The sequence below is a fragment of the Persicimonas caeni genome (genome assembly GCF_006517175.1).
In the GTDB taxonomy this organism is placed as follows: domain Bacteria; phylum Myxococcota_A; class Bradymonadia; order Bradymonadales; family Bradymonadaceae; genus Persicimonas; species Persicimonas caeni.
This window is the reverse complement of record NZ_CP041186.1, coordinates 5,309,820-5,330,050: the sequence shown is the minus strand read 5'-3', so window position 1 is coordinate 5,330,050 and position 20,231 is coordinate 5,309,820. Positions and strand designations below refer to the sequence as shown.

Sequence of the window (20,231 nt, the reverse complement as noted above, 5' to 3'; positions counted from 1 at the left end):
CGAGTGGCAGCTTGGCGAGGGGCTCCTCCCCGCGGCGTGTAGCCGGGGGGAGGTGTCGCGCGTTCGAGCGCGACGGAGGGGCCTCTGCAAAAAAGCAAGGAATGACAAAAGGAGATATATAATGAAGAAACTCGTTCTTCTAACCTTACTCGCAATTTTCACGACCACGCCCGCCTTCGCCCAAGAAGAGGAAGGCGGCGACAAGTTGTCGAAGGCCCAGATGGTCGATCTGCTCGAAAAGATCGACGAGCGCCAGCGCAGCACCGGCGACTATCAGGCCGAGGTCTACATCGACCAGCGCGAGAAGGACAAAAGCGAGCTGCTGTACCAGGCGACGATCTATCGGCGCGACGAGGCCGACAAGATGGTCATCTTGTTCACCGCGCCGCGCGCCGAGGCGGGCAAGGGCTACCTGCGCATCGACAAAAACATGTTCATGTACGACCCGAACGTGGGCAAATGGGAGCGGCGCACCGAGCGCGAGCGCATCGGCGGCACCGGCTCCCAGCGGCGCGACTTCGACGAGTGGCGCCTCGCCGACGACTTCGTGCCGTCGTACGAGGGCAAAGAGAAGCTCGGCAAGTTCGAGGTCCACCACCTCAAGCTGACCGCCAAGGACAAAAACGACGTCGCCTACCCGGTCATGGAGATGTGGATCGACACGAAGTCGGACAACGTGCTCAAGCTGCAAGAATTCGCCCTGTCGGGCCGCCTGATGCGCACGACCTACTACCCGAAGTGGCGCAAGGTGAAGAGCAAGAAGAAGGGCGACTGGGTCTACTTCCCCAAGGAGATCCGCATCTACGACGAGGTCGAGAAGGGCAACCGCACCATCGTGCTGTTCCGCGACGTCGACCTGAAGCCGCTGCCGGACAACATTTTTACGAAGGCGTGGTTGGAGTCGAAAAGCCGCTAGCGCGGCGGGGGTTTCGGGGTTTCTTCGGTGCGCGGGCATCTTGCCCTCGCATTCGGTGCGCGGGCATCTTGCCCTCGCATTCGGTGCGCGGGCATCTTGCCCTCGCATTCGGTGCGCGGGCATCTTGCCCTCGCATTCGGTGCGCGGGCATCTTGCCCTCGCATTCGGTGCGCGGGCATCTTGCCCTCGCATTCGGTGCGCGGGCATCTTGCCCTCGCATTCGGTGCGCGGGCATCTTGCCCTCGCATTCGGTGCGCGGGCATCTTGCCCTCGCATTCGGTGCGCGGGCATCTTGCCCTCGTGATTCGCTCGGTGCGCGGGCATCTTGCCCTCGCATTCGGTGCGGGGGCATCTTGCCCTCGTAAATCTTTGGATGTTGGGTATTAAATGTTGATGCGTTGGCTGGTGATCGTCGCGGTTGTACTGAGCTCCTCGACCGCCTCTGCACAAACGAAGAGCGTCGACGAGCGCGAGTCGGAGATGTTCGGCGCCCCCGCCGAAGACGAACCCGACGACGAGGACGCACCCGCCGAACAAGACGCACCCGCCGAACAAACCGACCGCGAAGCCGAAATGTTCGGCGAGCCGCAAAATCTAGATCCGCAAGAGACCGAAGCCGACAAACCCTCACAGACCACCCTGCTCGAAGAGCAATTCGAAGCGCGCATCGCCGCGCGCGACGAGAACGTGCTCAGCATCGGCGGCGGGATTTTCAGCCAGCTGCAATACTCCATCCTCGAGCGGGGCAACCCCGAGGAATTTCCCTTCAGCCAGCCCAACTTCCTGGACGTCTACCTCGACGCGCGGCCCAACAAGCGCCTGCGCGTGTATGCCGACGGGCGGGTCACCTACACGCCCACGACCAGCGACGCGCTCACCGGCGTGGCCGGCACCGCCGCCACGACCGGCCAGCGCGAGCAGGTCGACGCCCTGCTCGACGAGTTGTGGGTCAAATTCGACATCGACCGCGCCGTCTACGTCACCGCCGGCCGCCAGCACCTGCGCTGGGGCGTGGGCCGGTTCTGGTTCCCCAACGACTTTCTGTTCGAGCAGCGCCGCGACCCGCTGGCGCTCTTCGACGTGCGCACCGGCGTCGACATCGTCAAACTGCACTACCCGGTCGAGTCGCTCGGCTGGAACTTCTACGCGGTGGGCAACCTCGAGGGCGCCGACTCCCCCGAGCAGGTCGGCGGCGCGGCGCGCGCCGAGTTTTTGGCCGGCCTGACCGAATTCGCCTTCTCGGCGGCCTACCAAAAAGACGACCCCCTGCAGCTCGGCTTCGACATCTCCACGGGCATCGGCTGGTTCGACCTGCGCGCCGCCGTCGCCTTGCTGCACAACGTCCAGGACCCGTTCTTCCGCGGCGAGTCCAACTTCCAGGACTTCGACGAGCTCACCCTGCAGAATATCTCCGAGCTGCAGGTCCCCGAGCAATTCTCGCGCGAGGACGACTGGATCCCGCGCGCGGTCGTCGGCGGCGAGGTCAGCATCCCCTACGGCGACGACGACACGATCTTCGTGGGCGCCGAGTACTTCTACAACGACGCCGGCTACGCCGACTCGGACATCTACCCCTGGCTCATCTTCAACGGCGCCTACCGCCCGCTATACGCCGGACGCCACTACGCCGCCCTCTACACGCTCTTGCCCGCCCCCGGCGACTGGGACGACGTCACCTTCTCGCTGTCCACCCTGGGCAACCTGAGCGACCGGTCGTTCTTGAGCCGCCTCGACTACAGCATCAACGTGCTCACCCACATGCGCGTGTTCGCCTACGGCTCGGTCACCTACGGCGGCGACGGCGAGTTCACCCAGGGCTTCCGCGTCCCCGCCATCTCCGAAGACCTCATCGCCGCCGGCCAAGCCACCGGCCAATTCGAAGCCCCCGAGGGCGTCGACCTCACCGGCGGCTTCGGCGGCGTATCCGTCCCCGCCACCCGCGGCTCCATCGGCGCCGGGTTGAGCATGGATTTTTGAGTCACACCAGTGACCTTGCTTCACTTTCGCGGACTCTTCGACCACGCGACGCGAGGCCTTTTTAGTCGGTCGTTTGGACGTAGACGATGACAGGGAGGTTGCGATCACCAGGCATTGCCGACTCGCGGCGATGCCCACTCGATCCGAATCATCGAGGAGGCATGGGGACATTCGAGTTTGGTGGCCTTGCAAGCGAGCGACGCCTGCTACATAGGGCGCCCTGAACTGCGGGCGTTAAGGACATAGGGGCTGCGTGCTGCGAGAGGTTCCAAGTTGCCGACCTGCGAATTGGAACCACCTCGCGACTCGCAGCCCCTATGTCCTTAATTGCTTATGTAGCAGGCGTTTCTCACATCGAGGCCCACACAGGACAGCTACCACGGTCGATTTACCCCGTGACTGTGACCGTATCCGCGACCGCGACCGGAACCGTAAACGTATCCGCTACCCGCGGCTCCATCGACGCATCCGAGTCTTGAGCCCCACCCACGCCTGCGCTAGGGTTGACGAGCACCATTTACAATTCGTCCGGGGGCCGATGCGCTCGGATTCGGCAGAACCGAGCCCTGGTCGCCAGTCACTTCCACCCGAAGTATGTCTGGAGAACGAGATGACTATTGCCGAAACGGACACGCGCCTGCAGAAGGCGCTCAAGGAGCGGCGCGACGCCATCGCCGCATTCAGCTTCGAAGGACGGCCGAAGGTATGGGCCGACGAGGCCGTCAGTGTGCTCGATGGGGTGTACGTCAAGTTTACGCAGGCGGTGCAGAATGAGGACGCCCAGGAGGTCGAGGCGACCGAGACGCAGGCGCAGGTCGCCGGCGCGCGCGTCGAACTCAACACGAGCTTCCGCAAAATGGCCGATGGCTATCAGATGCGCTTGGCCGAGCTCAACCTCACTGGTGAATTCGACGACACGGCCATGGAGTTGGGCGAGTACCTGAGCAATATGCCGCCGTCTGAGTTCAACGGGGTCGACATCGAGATGGCGGTGTCGGCGGTCGAGCGCGCCCGGCGTTATGGCGACCGATTCTTGCCGGAAGGCTACCGCGACCAGATCAACCAGCGGGTCGACGACGCCCTGGCGAAGGTCAAGGCCGCGCGCGAGGCCGCCAGCCGCGAGGAAGGCGAGGCGAACGCGGCGTTCACCGAGCTGGAGGCGGCCCGCGAGGAGGCCAAGGCGGGCTATACCTCCGCGCGCGACCTGCTGCGCGCCGCGCTGCGCCAGAGCGGACGCATCGACCGGCTCGACACGTTGATGCCGTCGATCTGGCGGGTGCTTCGCGGCACGCCCCAACCGGCCAACGAGCCGGAGCCTGAAGACGAGCCCACCCCGGTCGCGTAAACGCAACGCCGCCCTCGAGGCTCGCCAAGACGCCCTCGCGTTCGCGCAAGGGCGTTTTTTGCGTCTGGAGACCCCGTCTGCGTCAGCGCAAGGTTATGATCGGACCTGTCGAATGCCGTGTTCATCTGCGCGAGGTCGCGATCGAACCCTCTCGAGTGGCGTCTTCATCCGCGTAAGGGCTGAGTTGAGCCCCCTCAAGTGGCGTGTGCGTTGGCGCAAGGTGGGGTTCGGAGGGGCGAAATGGCGTCTGCGTTAGCGCAAGGTGGGGTAACGAGGTCGAATTCGACGCTTGCGCGAGCGCAAGGGGTCGATGGAGCCCGTTAAATGCGACCTCGCGTTGATGAATGCCATGATCCTCGGATGACGCCGATGCATCGGATGAATCAGATGTATCGGATGAATCAGATTCAGCTGATCGCGGATAGGGTGATGATAGGCGAATTTCGGCACGAATTTGCGGGATGATGGGCGGATGCCGTGGTCCTGGCAATGGAGGCATCCGCCCATCATCACCCCCATCCGCTCGGCGATTCGCCTATCATCACCGCATCCGCGATTAGCGTCATCAGCACATCCGCTCCATCCCCCCATCCGCACATCAGCGTCATCCGTTGTCATCATCCAACCTGTTTGGTAGTTAGCCCTCATCATTTGACCGATGTAGACGAACGTTTGCCGTCGAGGGCTGCTATGCGATTACGACGAATTTTGATGCTTCTTTGTGTGGTGTGCGCCGGCTTTGTGTTGCCGGCCTGCGGAAGCGACGACGCCAACACCGAAAACCGCGACCCGTGCGAGACGAACTACGAGTGCGGCTTCGGGCGCGTGTGCGGGGAAGATGGCTTCTGCCGCGAAGAGACGCAGGACGACAACCGGTACGACATCGGCGGCAACGAAGACGTGGGCACGCCCGAGGACACTGGCACGCCCGAAGACACTGGCACGCCCGAAGACACTGGCACGCCCGAAGACACCGGCACGCCCGAGGACACCGGCACGCCCGAGGACACCGGCACGCCCGAGGACACCGGCACGCCCGAGGACACCGGCACGCCCGAGGACACCGGCACGCCCGAAGATACCGGCACGCCCGAGGACACCGGCACGCCCGAAGATACCGGGACTGACGTCGGCACCGACGTTGGGACGGACGTGGGCACCGACACCGGCACGACCGACACTGGCACCACCGACACCGGCACCGACGTGGGTACGGACGTCGGTACCGATACCGGCACCACCGATACCGGCACCGACGTCGGGACGGACGTCGGCACCGACACCGGCACGCCCAGCACCTTCTCGGGCTGCACGGCCAACATCGACTGCGCCGGCTACCAGACCTGCAACACCTCCATCGGTCGCTGCGAGGACGCGCGCACGACCTGCGATGACGACAGCCAGTGCGCCACCGGCGAAGTCTGCTTCGACGGTCGATGCGCGACGACCGGCTGCACGCAGGGAAGCTGCGGCAGTGGTTTGACATGCGTCCAATTCGACTCGTCGACGACCGCGTGCGTCGCGCTGTGCGACGGCCTGCAAGATCCCACGAACCTGTGCGCTCCCGATACCCAGTGCGTCCCCTATTTCGGGACGACCGGCGGGCTTTGCCGCGGCGTGGGTGAAAACGCGCCGGGCGCCTCGTGCGAGACCGACTTCTCGGCCAACGGCTGCCAGGCCGGAAGCTTCTGCTCGGAGCGACGCGGCACCAAGACCTGCCAGAGCTTCTGCACGGCGAGCGGCTCGACGGGCTGCGCCAGCGGTGAGTTCTGCTACGAGATCTTCGAAGACAGCGACGACGCGACCAACAACGCCGGCCTGTGCCAGACCGACTGCGGCGGGCTCGGCGCGACCGACGACACGCTGTGCGCCACAGGCGAGAGCTGCCAGCCGGTCTCGTCGACCGACGGGCTGTGCGTGCCGCAGGGCACCGTCCAGGAGGGCGGCGCATGCGCCTTCGACGGCTCGGCCTACTGCGAGGCGGGCAACGCGTGCCTGCCGACCGGCCCCGACGCGCCGACCGACCCGACCCAGGGTGTCTGCAACGCGTACTGCGATCCGACGGCTACCACCACGACCTGCCCGACCGGCCAGGACTGCTTCCAGTTGGGCGACGACCCGGCCTTCGGCCTGTGCGAGACGACCTGTGACGCCTCGCTCACAGCCTCGGCCAACGCCTGCGGCACGGGCCGGCCGCGCTGCCTGCCCCTCGACAACACCACCACCGGCGGCACCTGCTCGGTGGCCGGCAACCTGGCCACCGGCGCCGGCTGCCAGCTCGACGAGCCGCTTACCTGCAGCCCCGACTCGCTGTGCGTGGTCGGCAACGACGCCACCGACCCGTTCGGCGGCGGCAGCACCGGCAGCGGCAACTGCACGCGCTACTGCCTGTCGTTCGACTACAACTCGACCGGCTCGCGCTGCGGCACCGGCGAGGTCTGCGCGTCGCGCTACCTGAGCCTGGGGCTCGGCTTCTGCACGAGCAACACCACCTCGACGACCCTGCCGCAGGGCTCGACCTGCTCGTCGAGCGACGAGGGCAAGTGGTGCGACGACGACACGCTGTGCCTCGATTGGTTCGGCTCGTTCAGCTACTCGTGCGAAATCCCGTGCGACACCACCATCCCGGGCACCTGCCCGAGCAGCCAGAGCTGCTATGCGGTCTCGTCGGGCAGCACGTTGGGTATCTGCCAGTAACGCGCGCCGCGTAGCGATACCGTAGCCACACAAAAAGGCCGCCCGGCATCAGCGCCGGGCGGCCTTTTTTGCTGCTTGCTGCGACAACGCGAGCAATCAGTTCTTGAGCTCGAAGGTGAGCTTCAGATCGACCTGATAGCCGCTGATATTGCCGTTATCCATGATCACCTTCTGCTCCTTGACCCACGCGCCCTGAATGTTGTCGAGCGTCTTCTTGGCACGATTGAGGCCCTGCTGGATCGCGTCGTCGAAGCTCTTGTTGGAGCGGGCGGTAATTTCGGTAACTTTCGCTACGGACATGTTTGCCTCCATGGCTTTGTTTGTGTTGTGTTGAGTGCAGCCCAACGTTAAACACCGCATACGGACCATCAAGAAATGTGCACAGTCATTCTCGCCTATCGCCTCCTCGACGACGCGCCGATCCTGCTCGGCGCCAACCGTGACGAGCACCTCGCCCGCCCCTCCGAGCCACCCCGCGTGCGCGCCGACGGAGCGTTGCAGACGGTCGCGCCCAAAGACTTGAAGGCCGGCGGCACCTGGCTCGGCCTCAACGAGCGCGGCGTGCTCGTGGCGATCACCAACCGGTTCGGCAAGCCCGCCGACCCGTCTCGACGCTCGCGCGGCGAGCTCGTCTCGATGGCGCTCGAAGCCTCGTCGGCCCATGAGGCCGCCGGCGCGATCGCCAAGCTCTCGGCGCACGACTACAACGGTTTTCACTTGCTGTGTGTGGATCGAGAAGGGGCGTATCTGGTGTGGAGCGACGGTGAGATCCTGAGCCGCTCGGAACTCGCCTCGGGCCTGCTCGTCCTGACCGAGCGGAGCCTCGGCGCCGCGGCCAACGCCCGCAAAGAGCGCGTGCTCGCCGAATGCCGCGCGTTGCTCGACGCCGGCGAGCTCGACGAGTCGGCCTTGCAGGACGTGCTCAGCCAATGCAACGACGGCTCGATCGACGCCACGTGCGTGCGCATCCCGTCGATCGACTACGGCACCCGCTCGTCGACGATCGTCCGCCTGGGCGACACCGACCGCCTCCTCCACGCCGACGGCCCGCCCTGCTCGACTCCTTACGAAGATTTGACCGTGTTGCTGGAGGGGCTAACCGCCCCTGACTGATCAACCCGCGCGAGCTGTGCGCTCGACGGTGGTCGAGGAGAGGTTCTCGGGCATCGACGGCAGGCGGTCTTCGGTCAACGGCCGGTAGCGCGGGTAGTCGAGCAGGTCGAGCAGCCCGCCGCACAGGACGACCGCCCTGCCCTTTTGGCGCGAGTCGAACATGGCGTGCCACTTGCCGGCCTTGCCCTTTTTGACGTGGCCAGGGTGTTCGCCGCGCATCGACTCGAAGGCGACGCTTCGCTTGATGTCTTTGCGCTCGCGCTCGCCCAGGTCGACGCCCAGGTAGTCGATGAGGCGGCCGAATTCGTTGTCGAAGTCGTGGAGCAGGCGCTCGTAGAAGACGAAGTGGATATCGTGCTCGTCGGCGTGGCGCAGGTAGTCGTAGACGTGCCAGCGCCACTCGTCGAGGTGCTCGTCGAAGCGGTTTTCAATGAACGAGCGCGGGTCCTCTTCGTCGTGGGGCCAGTATTTTTGCATGTAGGGCGTGAACGCGAAGCGCGCGGCCGACAGGAGCCGGTCGCGCGGGTCTCGGACCACGTAGACGGCGCGGTCGAAGTGGGAGAGCACCTCGTCGGTGCGCTCGCACCAGCGCGAGTGGGTCCACACGTGGTTGTTCTGGGCGACGTAGGCGCCGACATCCTCGACCGGCATGCGAAATACCGAGCTGATGCGCCAAGAGCACCCCAGCGTGGCGATGTCGAGCATGTCGATATTGGCCTGCTCGTCGTGGCTCAAGTCCCAGCTCTTGGCCACCTCGTGAATGGCGTGGCTGCGCACCAGGCTCTCGTTGGGCAGCCCCGCCTTGTCGAGCGTGTTCTGCAGGATATTCCAGGTCCAGAAGTTGCCGCTCTTCGGTGCGCCGATCTGTAGAATCTTCATCGCAAACCTCGGGGGTCGTGGTCCGGCCAATCGTGCGTCGACGGAAGCGGAGCGCTAACTCGCTTCGAGTGGCGGCCCCTCGGAGGTCGACTCGATGCTCGAGATCTGCTCGAGACCGGCGGGCATCCGCTCGTCTTGGCCGAGTTGGTCGCGAAAATAGGGCACGGTGCGCTCGAGCCCGTCGCGGAGCAAGATCTCGGGCTGCCAGCCCAGCAACTCCTGGGCGCGGCTGATATCGGGCCGGCGCCGGGTCGGGTCGTCCTTGGGCAGCGGGCAAAACGTGATCTCGGTGACGCCGTCGTGGACCAAGTCGCGCACGACCTCGGCCAGGTCGAGGATAGTGAACTCCTGCGGGTTCCCCAGGTTGACCGGCATGTTGTAGTCGGTCTGCATCAGACGCACGACCCCCTCGAGCAGGTCGTCGATATACTGGAAGCTTCGCGTCTGGGTGCCGTCGCCGTAGACCGTCAGCGGCTTTCCGGCCAGCGCCTGGCACACGAAGTTCGAGATGACCCGCCCGTCGTCGGGCGACATGCGCGGCCCGTAAGTGTTGAAGATACGGATGATGCGCGAGTCGACGCCGTACTTGTTGCGGTAGGCCACGGTCATCGCTTCAGCAAAGCGCTTCGACTCGTCGTACATGCTGCGGGGCCCGACCGGGTTGACGCTGCCCACGTAGGACTCGACCTGCGGATGGATCTCCGGGTCGCCGTAGACCTCGCTCGTGCTGGCCAAGAAGAACTTCGCGCCCTTCTGGTGGGCCAACTCGAGCAGCCTTCGCGTCCCTTCGCTGTTGCAGCGCATACATTCGATGGGCGAGGCCTGATATTTGGGCGGCGAGGCCGGGCTGGCAAAATGCATCACCCAGTCGACCGCCGCCTCGATGTCCGGCAACTCCTCGACCGAGGCCTCCAGAAAGTGAAAGTTCGGCTCGCGTGCGAGGTGCGCGATATTCTCGGCGCGCCCGGTCAGGAAATTATCGACCCCGATGACCTCCCAACCGTCCTCGATGAGGCGGTCGGCCAAATGACTTCCAACAAATCCAGCAACCCCCGTCAGGAGCACGCGCTCGTTTTGTGATCGGCGTGCCATGGCATCCTCCGTCTTCAAAAAAGGTACTCCCCCAATACGACATCTATCATCCGCCCGGGCGGCTCGAGCCGCCTCGCCTCTCAGGACCTCGCCCGAGGTGACGTGGGTGGATTGTCAATTCCTCGATGGTGGTATCCAATCGCCTCGCTCAGCTCGTCGGGATTTCGCAACGAGGCTGCGGCCAAGTCGGCGTTTCGTTCACAGACGTATATCGACTCGCCCGGGTTGTCGGTGATGTCGAAGCCCACATCGGTGAGCATCGCCTCGATGCACGCTCGGTTGGGAATCCACCAGTTGGTCGGGTCCGACTGCAGCTTGCGGCGCACAAACGCCATCTTCGGCCACCCCGGCCGCTCCATGAGCCCGCGCTCCTCCATCTCGAAGTCCTCGGGCTGCGGCTCGACGCTCTGCTCGAGCATCGACAGCGACTGGAAGACCATCATGCGCTCGGTGCGCTCCGAGACGATGTCGAGCGCCAACAGCGGGTAGCGCAGGTGGTAGAAGACGCCCATAAAGAGCACCAGGTCGTAGGTCTCCGGCGAGCGCGCCAATTCGTAGACCTGCATCTGGCGAAACGAGACCTGATCGCCCAGACCCAGCTCGTCACACGCCCAGTGCGCCTGGCGAAGATAATGCGGGTCCATGTCGATCCCGCACACCTCGGCCCCCATCTTGGCCAATTCGAACGAATAGAAGCCGGCGTTACAGCCGATGTCGAGCACGCGCCATCCGCTCAAATCGTCGGGCAGCGACTGTCGAAGCTCCCTCCACTTGAACGCCGGAAAGTCTCCCAGCGGATGATTCGGCGCCGTCTGCACACCTCCCGGCAGGTGCAAGTTATGAAACCAGGGGCCGAGCTCCAAAAGCTCCTCGGAAAACTCCCCTGCGTTATTATTTCCCCGTGACTGCAAAGTCCCCATGTCTACCTCCCCTTGATAGGATGGCGTCCCCCCCTGGCGGCATGCCACGGGGCGACCCCGTCCCTTAATTCTTCGCCCCGACGGGCCGCGCGGCGGCCGACTGCGTGTGCGCCTGGGCTACGTACTGCTCGAGCTGATCGACGCGATGCGCCGGCGTATGTTCCGAGAGCACCCTCTCCCGTGCTCTCTTCGCCATGGCGCTACACTCCTCGTCGCTCATGCTTCGAATATAATCGACAGCCTGCTCGGTCGACTCCGCCAACAGAATCTCTTCGCCGGGCGTGAAGAACGTCTCGATGCCCTCCCAGACATCGCTGATGATCGGCGTGGCGCACGCCGCCGCCTCGAACAGGCGCACGCTCGGTGAGAAGCCCGCCTCGATCATGTCGTCGCGGGTCACGTTGAGCGTAAAGCGCTGCGAATTGTAGAAGTGGCGGTGGTCGGGCGGCGCGACGTGATCGATGCGCTCGACGTTGGCCGGCCACTCGATCTCTTCGGGATAGCTCGGCCCGGCGACCACGAAGTCCTGGTCGGCGAGCTGACGCGCCGGTGCGTTGAGTAGCGACTCGACGCGCGGTTGGCGATCGTCGCTGTAGGTCCCCAGATACCCCATCGTCCACTTGTTCGGGGCCTCGTCGGGATAGTACTCGGACTTGTCGACCGAGCAGTGAAACGGGCGGGCCATCGGCGAGCCGTAGGTGTCCTCGATCTCGTCGAGGATCGGCCCGCCGCTGAACGACAGGTACATGTCGTACTCGCCGATGAGCTCCGGCGTCAGGTACTCGTAGTCCTGGCGACGAAGCTTCGCCAAGGTCACCGGCGTGTCGATGTCGTAAAAACCGGTCACCCCGCGGGCCTGCTCGAGCACGAACTGGCCCACGTCGACCCCTTCGGGCACATACGACCCGACGATGACGACGTCCGCCGAGCGGATCTCGGCCAAAAACCGGCGCCGAAGGTCGTCGAGGTCCTCGTACAAGAATGTCTCGGCATACGGTGGGTCGGGCAGATCGCGGTGGGCCCTGTACCAGGGCACGTCGCGCTCCAAGAAGACCACCCGGTGGCCGCGCTCGTCGAGCGCGCGCACCAGCCCGCGGTACGTCGCCGCGTGGCCGTTGCCCCACGACGAGGTGATCGACAGGCCCAGGATGACAATGCGAAGCGAAGATTCGCTCATGGGTTCTCCCATTCAACTCGTGTGACTAGTTCTCCAGAATCTCTTCAATCTGCTTGGCCCGGTGGTGATAGGTGTGCTCGGAGAGCACCCGCCGCTTGGCGGCCTGGCCGATACGCGCGGCCCGATCATCGTCGAGGCCGCGCACCATGCGGGCGACGTCCGCGCCGCGCTCGGCGACGAGCACCTCTTTGCCCGGCTCCAAAAACATGTCGATGCCCTCCCACGCGTCGGTGATCAGGCACGCCCCAGCGCCGGCTGCCTCGAAGACGCGCGTGGCCGGCGAGAAGCCGTAGCGCGCCATCGACTCGCGGCTGATATTGAGCACGGCGCGCGCGCTGCAGTTGAACGCGTTGTGATCGGGGGTGTAGACGTGGCCGAGATAGTCGATGTTGGAGGGCATCTCCTTGTCGTCCCAACCGCTGCCCCCGAGCAAGAACTTGTGTCGAGGCAACTCGGCGGCCGGCTTGAGGAAGAACTCCTCGACGCGCTCCTCGCGGTCGGGCAGGCGATTGCCCAGAAACGACAGGTCCGAGGTGAACTTGTCGACCGGCTCGGTGGGATGGTGCGTCTGCGGGTCGAGCGCGTTGTAGATCGGCACGCAGCGCTTGGCCCCGAAGGTCTCGTAGCCGTCGATGACCGGCTCGCCGCCCCCGTAGGTGAACACGGCGTCGTAGCGCGGCACCTGCTCGCGAAACGGGTCGTCCGGATCTTCGCCCATGCGGTCGAGCGTAGCCGGGGCGTCGACGTCCCAGAAGACCACACGCGTCTGACCGTCTTTGAGGTTGGGCACCTCGCGCTCCAAAAACTCGTCGAAGGCGCCCACGCCGCTGGCCTTGACCACCAGGTCGGCGCTGCGGGCCTCCTCGAGCATCCGCTCGAGTTCGCCGGTGCCGTCGTCGACCTCATAGACGACCACCTCGGCCCAGTCGGGATCGGGGATGTCGCGGTGCTTCTGGCGGTCGTAGGCGTCGGGCTCATAGAACGTGACCTTGTGGCCATGCTCGCTGAGCGCGCGGATGATGCCGCGGTAGTAGGTCGCCGCACCGTTCCAGTACGCCGAAACCAGACTCGAACCGAAAAACGCAATCTCCATTGAACTCTCGTCGTTCATCATGAGGAATTTGGGCTTACGCTCGGGGCGGTGACAGGCGCGCGTCGTCGCGTTCGGGAGCGTCCATGCCGAGTTCCCGGCAGACCTCCATCAGCTCCTCGACGCGGTGCGCGCAAGTGTGTCGCTCCAGGATTGTCTCGCGTCCGTTTCGCGCCAGCTCGGCGACCATGTCGTCGTCGTGGCAAAGCGCGCGGATCGTCTCTTTCATCTCTGCTTTGTCGTGGGCCACCAGGTGGTCGTGGCCGCGGCGGAACAACCCCTCGGCGTCCTCCCACGGCGAGCAGACCAGCGGGATGCCGCACGCCATCGCCTCGAAGGGGCGAATCGTCGGGATGCCCGGCAGCGAGGTGACGTAGAATTGGCGCGGCACGTGCACTGTGAGCCGGTGGCGCGAAAACGCACGCGGCACCTCGAAATTGGGCAGCCACCCACGGTAGTCGAGCCCGGCGCGCTCGAGTCTTTCGACCGCCTCGTCGGGATAGCGCACCCCGTGGACGGTCGCGTCGAGGCCGAGCTCGTCGACCGGCTCGAACACAAACGTCTGCAACTCGTCGGTGCGCTCGTCGTCTCCCCAGTTGCCAATCCAGACCAACTCGCCGTCGGTGCGGTCGGCCTCCAGTGGGCGAAATTTGCGCGCGTCGGCCGCTTCGTGCCACGTCCAGACCCGCTCGGCCCAGTCGCGCTCCCGGTAGATCTCGCTGATCACCTCACCGAAGGCGAGCACGCCGTCGTAATGGCGCAGGTCATAGGCCTGCATCTCCTCGGGTTGGCTGACCGAGCGGTGGTGGGTGTCGTGGAAGAGCAGGCGAAAGTCGCCGCTGCTGTGCCGGTACTGGCCGATGCGCGCGACCACATCGTGATCGTTCCACTCGTGGACGATCACCAGGTCGGCCCCGTCGAGCGCGCGGTCGAGGTCGAGGCGTTCGGGCTCGTAGAACTCACTTTGCAGCTTCGGATAGGCGTCGTGAAATGCCAGACGAGCGTGGTCGCCGTGCTCCTCGAGCAGGTTATCCAGGCTCCAACCGCCCAGCGGCTCGAACACGGTCACGTCGTGGCCGGCCTGCAAGAGCTCGGTGACCACCCCGCGCAGAAAGTGTGCGTTGCCGTGATTCCAGTCGGAAATCAGCGAATGGTAGAAGAGTACGATGCGCATCAGGCTCGGCCTCCGGGCTGCGGAAACTCGTCATAGGGAGCGGGGCTGTCGGGGCACATCTCGCCATACAGCTCCATGTAGTGGTCGACCTTGGTCTCGACCGAGAACTGCAAGGCGCGGCTTCGAGCGCGGTTGGCGAGCCACTCGAGGCGCTCCGGGTCGGCGATGAGTGTGTTGATTGTCTCGGCGAGCTGGTCGGGCTGCTCCGGGTCGACAAAGAGCGCGGCCTCGCCCCAGATCTCGCGCAAGGTGGCGATATCGCCCAGCACCAGCGCGTTGCCCGCCAACGCCGCCTCCAGCGCGGTCAATCCGAAGGGCTCGTAGCGAGCCGGCAAGGCGTAGATCATAGAGCGGCCGTACCAGCGGGCGAGCTCGTCGGAGTCGAGCCGACCGAGCTGCTCGACGCCCTCGAGTTCGACGGTTCCCCCGTCCGGGTGGGTCTGACTGCCGGCCACATAGACCGGCCACTCGATTTGCTTGGCGGCCTGGGCGACCGCCTGCACGTTTTTGGCCTCGTCCCACAATCGCCCGGCCGTCATCACGCACGGCTCCTTGTCGCCGGGCGGAAACTCCTCGGGGTTGCGGCCGTTGTAGATGACGCGGGTATTCTCCAGCGGACCGTAGTGGCGCTGGAAGGTCTGCATCATCGACGCGCTGGGCGCCGCGACCATATCGGAGGCCCGAAACGAGTCTCGCACCAGATCGCGGTAGCGGTCCCACTCGGGCGGAGCGGGATGCCCCTTGACCGCCTCGAACCAGGAGAGCACGCAGGAATGACCGACGGTGAGCACCGGCACATCCCAGGCAAGCCCGCCGTGGGCGAGCGTGTTCAGGTGCACCAGCTCGGGACGATGGCGGTGGGCCAACTCAGAGAGCCAGCCGGCCGCCTCGGCCAGGTCTTCCCACGGGTCCTGCATCCACTCGAGCGCGTAGGGTCGAGCGAACATCTCGAGGCCATCGATCGCCTCGGCCTCGGCGAGCTGCTCGTCGGAGGGCTCGTCGCCCATGGCCGCCAGCGTGATGTGCATCCCCCGCCCGCAAAGTCCGCGGGAGAGTTCCATCACGTAGGTCCAGACCCCGCCGATGGTGTCGGTGGTCATCATAATATGTTCGACAGCGGGCGATTCGGTCATCGCGTTCCCTCCGAGCGAACGCCCGACAGTGCTTCGGGCGACGCACTCGCATATTCGAGCGCTGGGATAGGTTGGCTGCGACTCTGGCGGCCGCGAAACTCCACGAGCCAATCGTAGAGGCGCTCGACGCCGCGGCGCCGCCTGACCTTCGGCTGCCAACCGGTCGCCTCGCGAAAGGCCGAGATATCCGAGACGTAGAAGCGCTGGTCACCCGGGCGCCATTCGTCGAACTCTACCTTCGGGGAGCGCCCGTCGACGTCGACGATCAGGTCCAGAAGCTCCAGCAGGCTCATCGTGTTGTCGGGTCCGCCGCCGATATTGAACGCGCGGCCCGACAGCTCGTCCATGTGGTCGCGGGTACGCAAAAACGCGTCGACGAGGTCTTCGACGAAGAGCACGTCGCGCACCTGCTTGCCGTCGCCGTAGATGGTGATCTGGTCGTCTTCGAGCGCGCGGATCAGGAAGTGGGCGATCCAGCCCTGGTCCTCAGTGCCGAATTGCCGCGGCCCATAAATGCAGCTCATCCGAAACACGCAGGCGTCGATGCCAAAGGTCTTGGCGTAGTCGAGCACGTACTGGTCAGCGGCGCCCTTCGAGCATCCGTAGGGGCTGCACAGCTGCAGGCGGCGGTCTTCGCCGATACCTCGCTCGCGCACCTCCGAGTTCGCCGGCTCGTAGCGCGTCTGCTCTTCGACCAACTCGACGTCGGCCAGATTGCCGTAGACCTTGTTGGTCGACGTGAACACCAGGCTCGGTGAGTGATCGCTGGCGCGAATCTCCTCGAGCAAATTGAGCGTGGCACGCGCATTGGCGGTGAAGTCGTCGACGGGGTCGTCGAGGCTGGTGGTCACCGCCGTCTGGCCGGCGAAGTGAAACACCTCACTGACGCCCTCCATGGCCAGATGCAACGCGTGGCGGTCGCGCAAATCGGCGAGCACGACCCACAGGTTGTCCTCGAAGTTGTCTTTGAGCCAGCCAAGGTTGGACTCGACGCCGGGGCGGCTCAAGCTGTCATAGATGACGACATCGCGGCCCTGAGACAGAAGCTCGTAAGCCAAGTTCGACCCGATGAACCCCGCCCCGCCGGTGATCAGCGCGGCGTCGTCGGGGGCGGGCTTGTCGACCGTCGGCCAACTCGAGACCTCGCGCACGGTTTGTTCTCCACCATCGCACAACAGCCGAAACAACAGCTTCGCACGCCCGTCATCGCGTTTGAGACCGCAGTGGTACTCGCGCTCGTCGAGGTGGAAGCCCAGAATCGAGGAGCGCTCGTTCGGCAGGTCGTACATCCCGTACCAGTACATGCGCTCGGCGGGCGCATCGAGGGCGTCCAGGAAGACCTCGAGCTGCTGGAAGTCGCTGTGGTTTCGCGTCGAGTAACCCGCCTCGGTGATCCAGATGGGAAGGTCGTAATCGTAGCGGTCGAGGACGTTATGGACCTCGCCGATCTGCTCTTGCCAGCTCGACCAGTTCTTCTCCCACGTGCCCGGAAACCCGTGCACCCCGAGCACGTCGATATAATCGAGCACGCCCAGGCCGATGATGTGCTCGAGCCACCCCGGGTCGATGGGGCTCATGCCGCCGAGCACCGTCTTTTTACCCTGCTTTTGGGCCCAGTTCGCCGCCATGATGATCATCTCGGCGAACTTGGTGAACTCCGGGTCTCTGCGAAAGTCCCACTCGGCGAAGTTATTGGGCTCGTTCCACAGCTCGACGTACTCGAAATGCTCGCCGTAGCGCGAGAGCATCTCGTCGAGGAAGTCGGCATAGGCCTTCAGGTTGCGCGGCGGCGAGGAGGTGCGCTCGACCTCGCCTTCGGAGGGCGGGGTGTACAGAAAACACGGCAGCAGGTCGAAATCCTCTCGAGTGAGCCGCTCGAATAACCAGTCGATCCACTCTTCGCCCCCATCACGCATCCAGTCGGCCCAGGAGATGCCTGTGCGCAGATGGTCGACTCCGAGCCGCCGCAGGTCGGCGATGGTCTGCTCGACAAAGTCATAATCCTCGAAATGAAACCATTCCAGCACGCCGAAGACTTGCTTCGACTGTGTTGGTGCATCATCTGGTGATTGACTCATGAAGACTCCTCAGTAGACCCACGAACGTCCGGTGCACAGTGCACCTGGCTGGCCGCGCGCGGGTCAATTCTCGTCGCATATTCGGTACGGCTTCTTAGCGTCCGACCGTCAGGCCGCGCGCCGACAACTCTTCGTGCATCTGGTCGACGTGGTCCTCGGCGGTCTGGCGGGTCATCCACTCGGCGAGTTCGTCGAGGCCGCGCTCGAAGCTCATTTGCGGCTCGTAGCCCAACTGCTCGCGCGCCTTGGAGATGTCGGCAAAGCAGTGTCGGATGTCGCCCACGCGATACTCCCCGGTGACCTTGGGCTCGAGATGCTCTTTGCCCATCGCCCGGCCCATCTCGTCGGCGACCTGGCGCACGGTGAACGACTCGCCGCTGCCGATGTTGAAGACCTCGCCGACCGCCTCGTCGCGCTCCATGGCCAGGCGACACCCGCGGACGACGTCGGAGACGTGCACGAAATCGCGGCGCTGGAGGCCGTCTTCGAAGATCAGCGGTGGCTTGTCGTTGAGATAGCGCGACCCGAAAATGGCCAACACCCCGGTGTAGGGGTTCGACAGCGCCTGGCGAGGTCCGTAGACGTTGAAGAAGCGAAGCGCGACCGCCTCGATGTCGTAGGCCTTGCCGATCATCAGGCACATCTGCTCTTGGTCGTACTTCGACAGCGCGTAGATGGAGGCCAGCGCCGGCTGCTTGTCTTCGGGCGTGGGAATGGGCTCGAGCTTGCGGCCCTCCTCATCGTGCAACTCCCACTGCCCCTCGGCGAGTTGGTCGGCGCTTCGGCTCACGTCTTGGCGCACCGTGCCGCCCGGGCTCTTGTAGAGTCCTTCGCCGTAAAGGCTCATGCTCGAGGCGACCACCAACCGCTCTACAGGCCGGTCGATCAGAGCCTCGAGCAACACGCCCGTGCCCACGTTGTTGACCGAGGTGTACTGCTCGATTTCGTACATCGACTGGCCCACGCCCACCGCGGCAGCGAAGTGGTAGACCACATCGACCCCCTCGAGGGCCTGCTCGACCGCAGCGCGGTCGCGCACATCGCCCTCGAGGATCTCGACGCGCTCGTCCATATAATCGGGCTGTCTCCCCCCATGGACCTGTTCGCTGAAGTTGTCGAGCACGCGCACCGCGTGGCCGTGGTCGAGCAATTCGTCGGCGAGGTGCGAGCCGATGAACCCGGCTCCGCCTGTGATCAAGATCTGTTTGGACATGTCGTTGCGCCTGCGAACCAAGTCAGTGTTGAATACGTCTCGAGTCGGCGTATGCGTACCGCTTGTCCCCCACCACAGGCATACTGCAGCCGGACGGCCGGGCCACGGGATGGACCATCATCCAACAACTGCCTAGAGAGGCTCTACTTGAAGCCGGCTCGGCTCCGTCTCGACGGAGCTTCGGGCTTCTGCTGTTACATCCATGTAATGGTGAAACCTAGGTCGGCACGACAAGCCGTCAAAGAAGAAGCCCAACCGCCCCCGGCCAGCGTGTGGCCAAGAGGGTCCAACGGGCTAAAACGGTTGGTCAGCCGGTCGAATCACCAGTTCGTTGATGGCCACGCTCTGCGGCCGGGTGAGCGCAAAGAAGATAGCCTCGGCGACTTCGCCTGCGGGTACCGCCGTAAAGCCAACCTCCTGCGGCGTCGGCGACGAAGCGTGCACGGAATGCTCGAAAAAGGAGGTATCGACCATCCCCGGGCGCACCGTGGTCACGCGCACCTGGGGGAGCAACTCGAGCCGAAGCGTCTCGGCCATCGCGCTCAGGCCCGCCTTGCTGGCCGCGTAGGTGCCGCCGTAGCTGTACGGCTTCTGGTCGGCCACCGACGACACGATGACCACGTCGCGCGGCCCGCCCGGCCCCTTTTCGCGATCGAGCAGCGGCACGAAGGCGCGCACGCAGCGCATCGCGCCGACGAGGTTCGTCTCGACCACGCGTTGCCACTTGTCCGGGTCGCCCTCGTCGAGACGCTCGTGGATGCCAATGCCGGCGTTCGACACCAGAATGTCGAGGCCTTCGAAGTGCTCGACGACACGCTTGAAGCACGCATCGACCTGGTCGCCGTCGGTAATGTCGGCTTCGAGGCAGAGCAGGTTGTGGTGCTCGACGGGCACCGGGCGAAGGTCGACGGCGGCGACCCGGGCGCCGGCGTCGAGCAGCCGCTCGACGACGGCCAGGCCGATGCCGGAGGCGCCACCCGTCACCAGCGCCCGTCTGTGGGACATGTCCTCCAAACTCACTCCTCCGTTGCTTCCCGAGCGGTCTCTTTGGAGACGAACTTGAAGAAGCGACTCGTGTCACCGCCTTGGGTTTCCTCTTGGTAAATCATGGCGAGGTCTTCGTTGTCGAATTTGCTGAAGAACTCGTCCCACGAGACCTCTTCGAGGTTTTCGTCCCGCCCTGCGGTCGGAAATTTGAAGCGAAGCAGCCCGGCGGACTCGCCGCGCGAGGTGTGCTTGACCGTGGCGGGGCGTCCGTCTCGCTCTTCAGCCCAGTGGCGAATCTCGTCGTGGTCGGTCGTCGCCTTCGTCTTATGGCTAGCCATGATGACCTCCTTTGGCGTGGTCGTCGGTTCGTACTCCCACGCGAAAGGTAGGGAAGCGCTACAGGCTAGCAACTGGGTGGCTATTCGCCCTTCTTCGCCTCG

General features: G+C 64.7%; 17 protein-coding genes. 5 read left to right on the top strand and 12 right to left on the bottom strand.

Annotated elements, in window-relative coordinates; all coding sequences use genetic code 11:
• Positions 1 to 121 precede the first annotated feature (121 nt).
• From FIV42_RS19610 to FIV42_RS30545, 4 genes are all read left to right on the top strand, one after another.
• Positions 122 to 916, top strand: a complete 795-nt coding sequence (locus tag FIV42_RS19610) for an outer membrane lipoprotein-sorting protein (RefSeq protein WP_141199329.1) — start codon at positions 122 to 124, stop codon at positions 914 to 916.
• A gap of 387 nt (positions 917 to 1,303) precedes the next feature.
• The gene (locus tag FIV42_RS19600) at positions 1,304 to 2,893 is read left to right on the top strand and encodes a hypothetical protein (protein WP_141199328.1); all 1,590 of its coding nucleotides are present in this window, start codon (positions 1,304 to 1,306) and stop codon (positions 2,891 to 2,893) included.
• A gap of 610 nt (positions 2,894 to 3,503) precedes the next feature.
• Positions 3,504 to 4,238: a hypothetical protein gene (locus FIV42_RS19595; RefSeq protein WP_141199327.1), complete on the top strand. Its 735-nt coding sequence runs from the start codon at positions 3,504 to 3,506 to the stop codon at positions 4,236 to 4,238.
• Positions 4,239 to 4,928: 690 nt separating this feature from the next.
• On the top strand, positions 4,929 to 6,935 hold the full coding sequence (locus FIV42_RS30545; protein ID WP_174769515.1) for an ICP22 family protein: 2,007 nt from the start codon (positions 4,929 to 4,931) through the stop codon (positions 6,933 to 6,935).
• A 96-nt stretch (positions 6,936 to 7,031) separates the two neighbouring features.
• On the opposite strand, the gene FIV42_RS19585 is transcribed toward FIV42_RS30545, so the two are convergent.
• Positions 7,032 to 7,235 (bottom strand): dodecin family protein, encoded by a 204-nt coding sequence (locus FIV42_RS19585; protein WP_141199326.1) that lies wholly within the window; start codon positions 7,233 to 7,235, stop codon positions 7,032 to 7,034.
• Between the two features lie 75 nt (positions 7,236 to 7,310).
• Here FIV42_RS19585 and FIV42_RS19580 point away from each other — a divergent pair, with 75 nt between their 5' ends.
• The gene (locus tag FIV42_RS19580) at positions 7,311 to 8,048 is read left to right on the top strand and encodes an NRDE family protein (protein WP_141199325.1); all 738 of its coding nucleotides are present in this window, start codon (positions 7,311 to 7,313) and stop codon (positions 8,046 to 8,048) included.
• Here FIV42_RS19580 and FIV42_RS19575 read toward each other — a convergent pair whose 3' ends face one another.
• The 11 genes from FIV42_RS19575 to FIV42_RS19525 all read right to left on the bottom strand — a co-directional run bounded on the left by FIV42_RS19575 (position 8,049) and on the right by FIV42_RS19525 (position 20,129).
• On the bottom strand, positions 8,049 to 8,927 hold the full coding sequence (locus FIV42_RS19575) for a sulfotransferase domain-containing protein (protein WP_141199324.1): 879 nt from the start codon (positions 8,925 to 8,927) through the stop codon (positions 8,049 to 8,051).
• A gap of 54 nt (positions 8,928 to 8,981) precedes the next feature.
• Positions 8,982 to 10,019 carry a UDP-glucuronic acid decarboxylase family protein gene (locus FIV42_RS19570; RefSeq protein WP_141199323.1) on the bottom strand — a complete coding sequence of 346 codons (1,038 nt, stop codon included), beginning with the start codon at positions 10,017 to 10,019 and terminating at the stop codon, positions 8,982 to 8,984.
• A gap of 80 nt (positions 10,020 to 10,099) precedes the next feature.
• The gene (locus tag FIV42_RS19565) at positions 10,100 to 10,939 is read right to left on the bottom strand and encodes a TIGR04290 family methyltransferase (protein ID WP_141199322.1); all 840 of its coding nucleotides are present in this window, start codon (positions 10,937 to 10,939) and stop codon (positions 10,100 to 10,102) included.
• Between the two features lie 64 nt (positions 10,940 to 11,003).
• Positions 11,004 to 12,116 carry a CgeB family protein gene (locus FIV42_RS19560; protein ID WP_141199321.1) on the bottom strand — a complete coding sequence of 371 codons (1,113 nt, stop codon included), beginning with the start codon at positions 12,114 to 12,116 and terminating at the stop codon, positions 11,004 to 11,006.
• Positions 12,117 to 12,141: 25 nt separating this feature from the next.
• On the bottom strand, positions 12,142 to 13,209 hold the full coding sequence (locus tag FIV42_RS19555) for a CgeB family protein (protein WP_222615271.1): 1,068 nt from the start codon (positions 13,207 to 13,209) through the stop codon (positions 12,142 to 12,144).
• A 34-nt stretch (positions 13,210 to 13,243) separates the two neighbouring features.
• A complete protein-coding gene (locus tag FIV42_RS19550) occupies positions 13,244 to 14,380 on the bottom strand; it encodes a CgeB family protein (protein WP_141199320.1) in 1,137 nt (378 codons plus the stop codon).
• Positions 14,380 to 15,513, bottom strand: coding sequence for a glycosyltransferase family 4 protein (locus FIV42_RS19545; RefSeq protein WP_222615270.1), 1,134 nt, complete (start codon positions 15,511 to 15,513; stop codon positions 14,380 to 14,382). Before FIV42_RS19545 ends, FIV42_RS19550 begins: the two co-directional genes overlap by 1 nt.
• Entirely contained in the window at positions 15,510 to 17,591 is a 2,082-nt protein-coding gene (locus tag FIV42_RS19540) for an NAD-dependent epimerase/dehydratase family protein (protein WP_141199319.1), read from the bottom strand. The genes FIV42_RS19545 and FIV42_RS19540 overlap by 4 nt, the downstream gene beginning before the upstream one ends.
• Before the next feature lie 94 nt (positions 17,592 to 17,685).
• Positions 17,686 to 18,804: an NAD-dependent epimerase/dehydratase family protein gene (locus FIV42_RS19535; protein ID WP_141199318.1), complete on the bottom strand. Its 1,119-nt coding sequence runs from the start codon at positions 18,802 to 18,804 to the stop codon at positions 17,686 to 17,688.
• Between the two features lie 294 nt (positions 18,805 to 19,098).
• Positions 19,099 to 19,809: an SDR family oxidoreductase gene (locus FIV42_RS19530; protein WP_141199317.1), complete on the bottom strand. Its 711-nt coding sequence runs from the start codon at positions 19,807 to 19,809 to the stop codon at positions 19,099 to 19,101.
• Positions 19,810 to 19,820: 11 nt separating this feature from the next.
• The gene (locus FIV42_RS19525) at positions 19,821 to 20,129 is read right to left on the bottom strand and encodes a hypothetical protein (RefSeq protein ID WP_141199316.1); all 309 of its coding nucleotides are present in this window, start codon (positions 20,127 to 20,129) and stop codon (positions 19,821 to 19,823) included.
• Positions 20,130 to 20,231 lie beyond the last annotated feature (102 nt).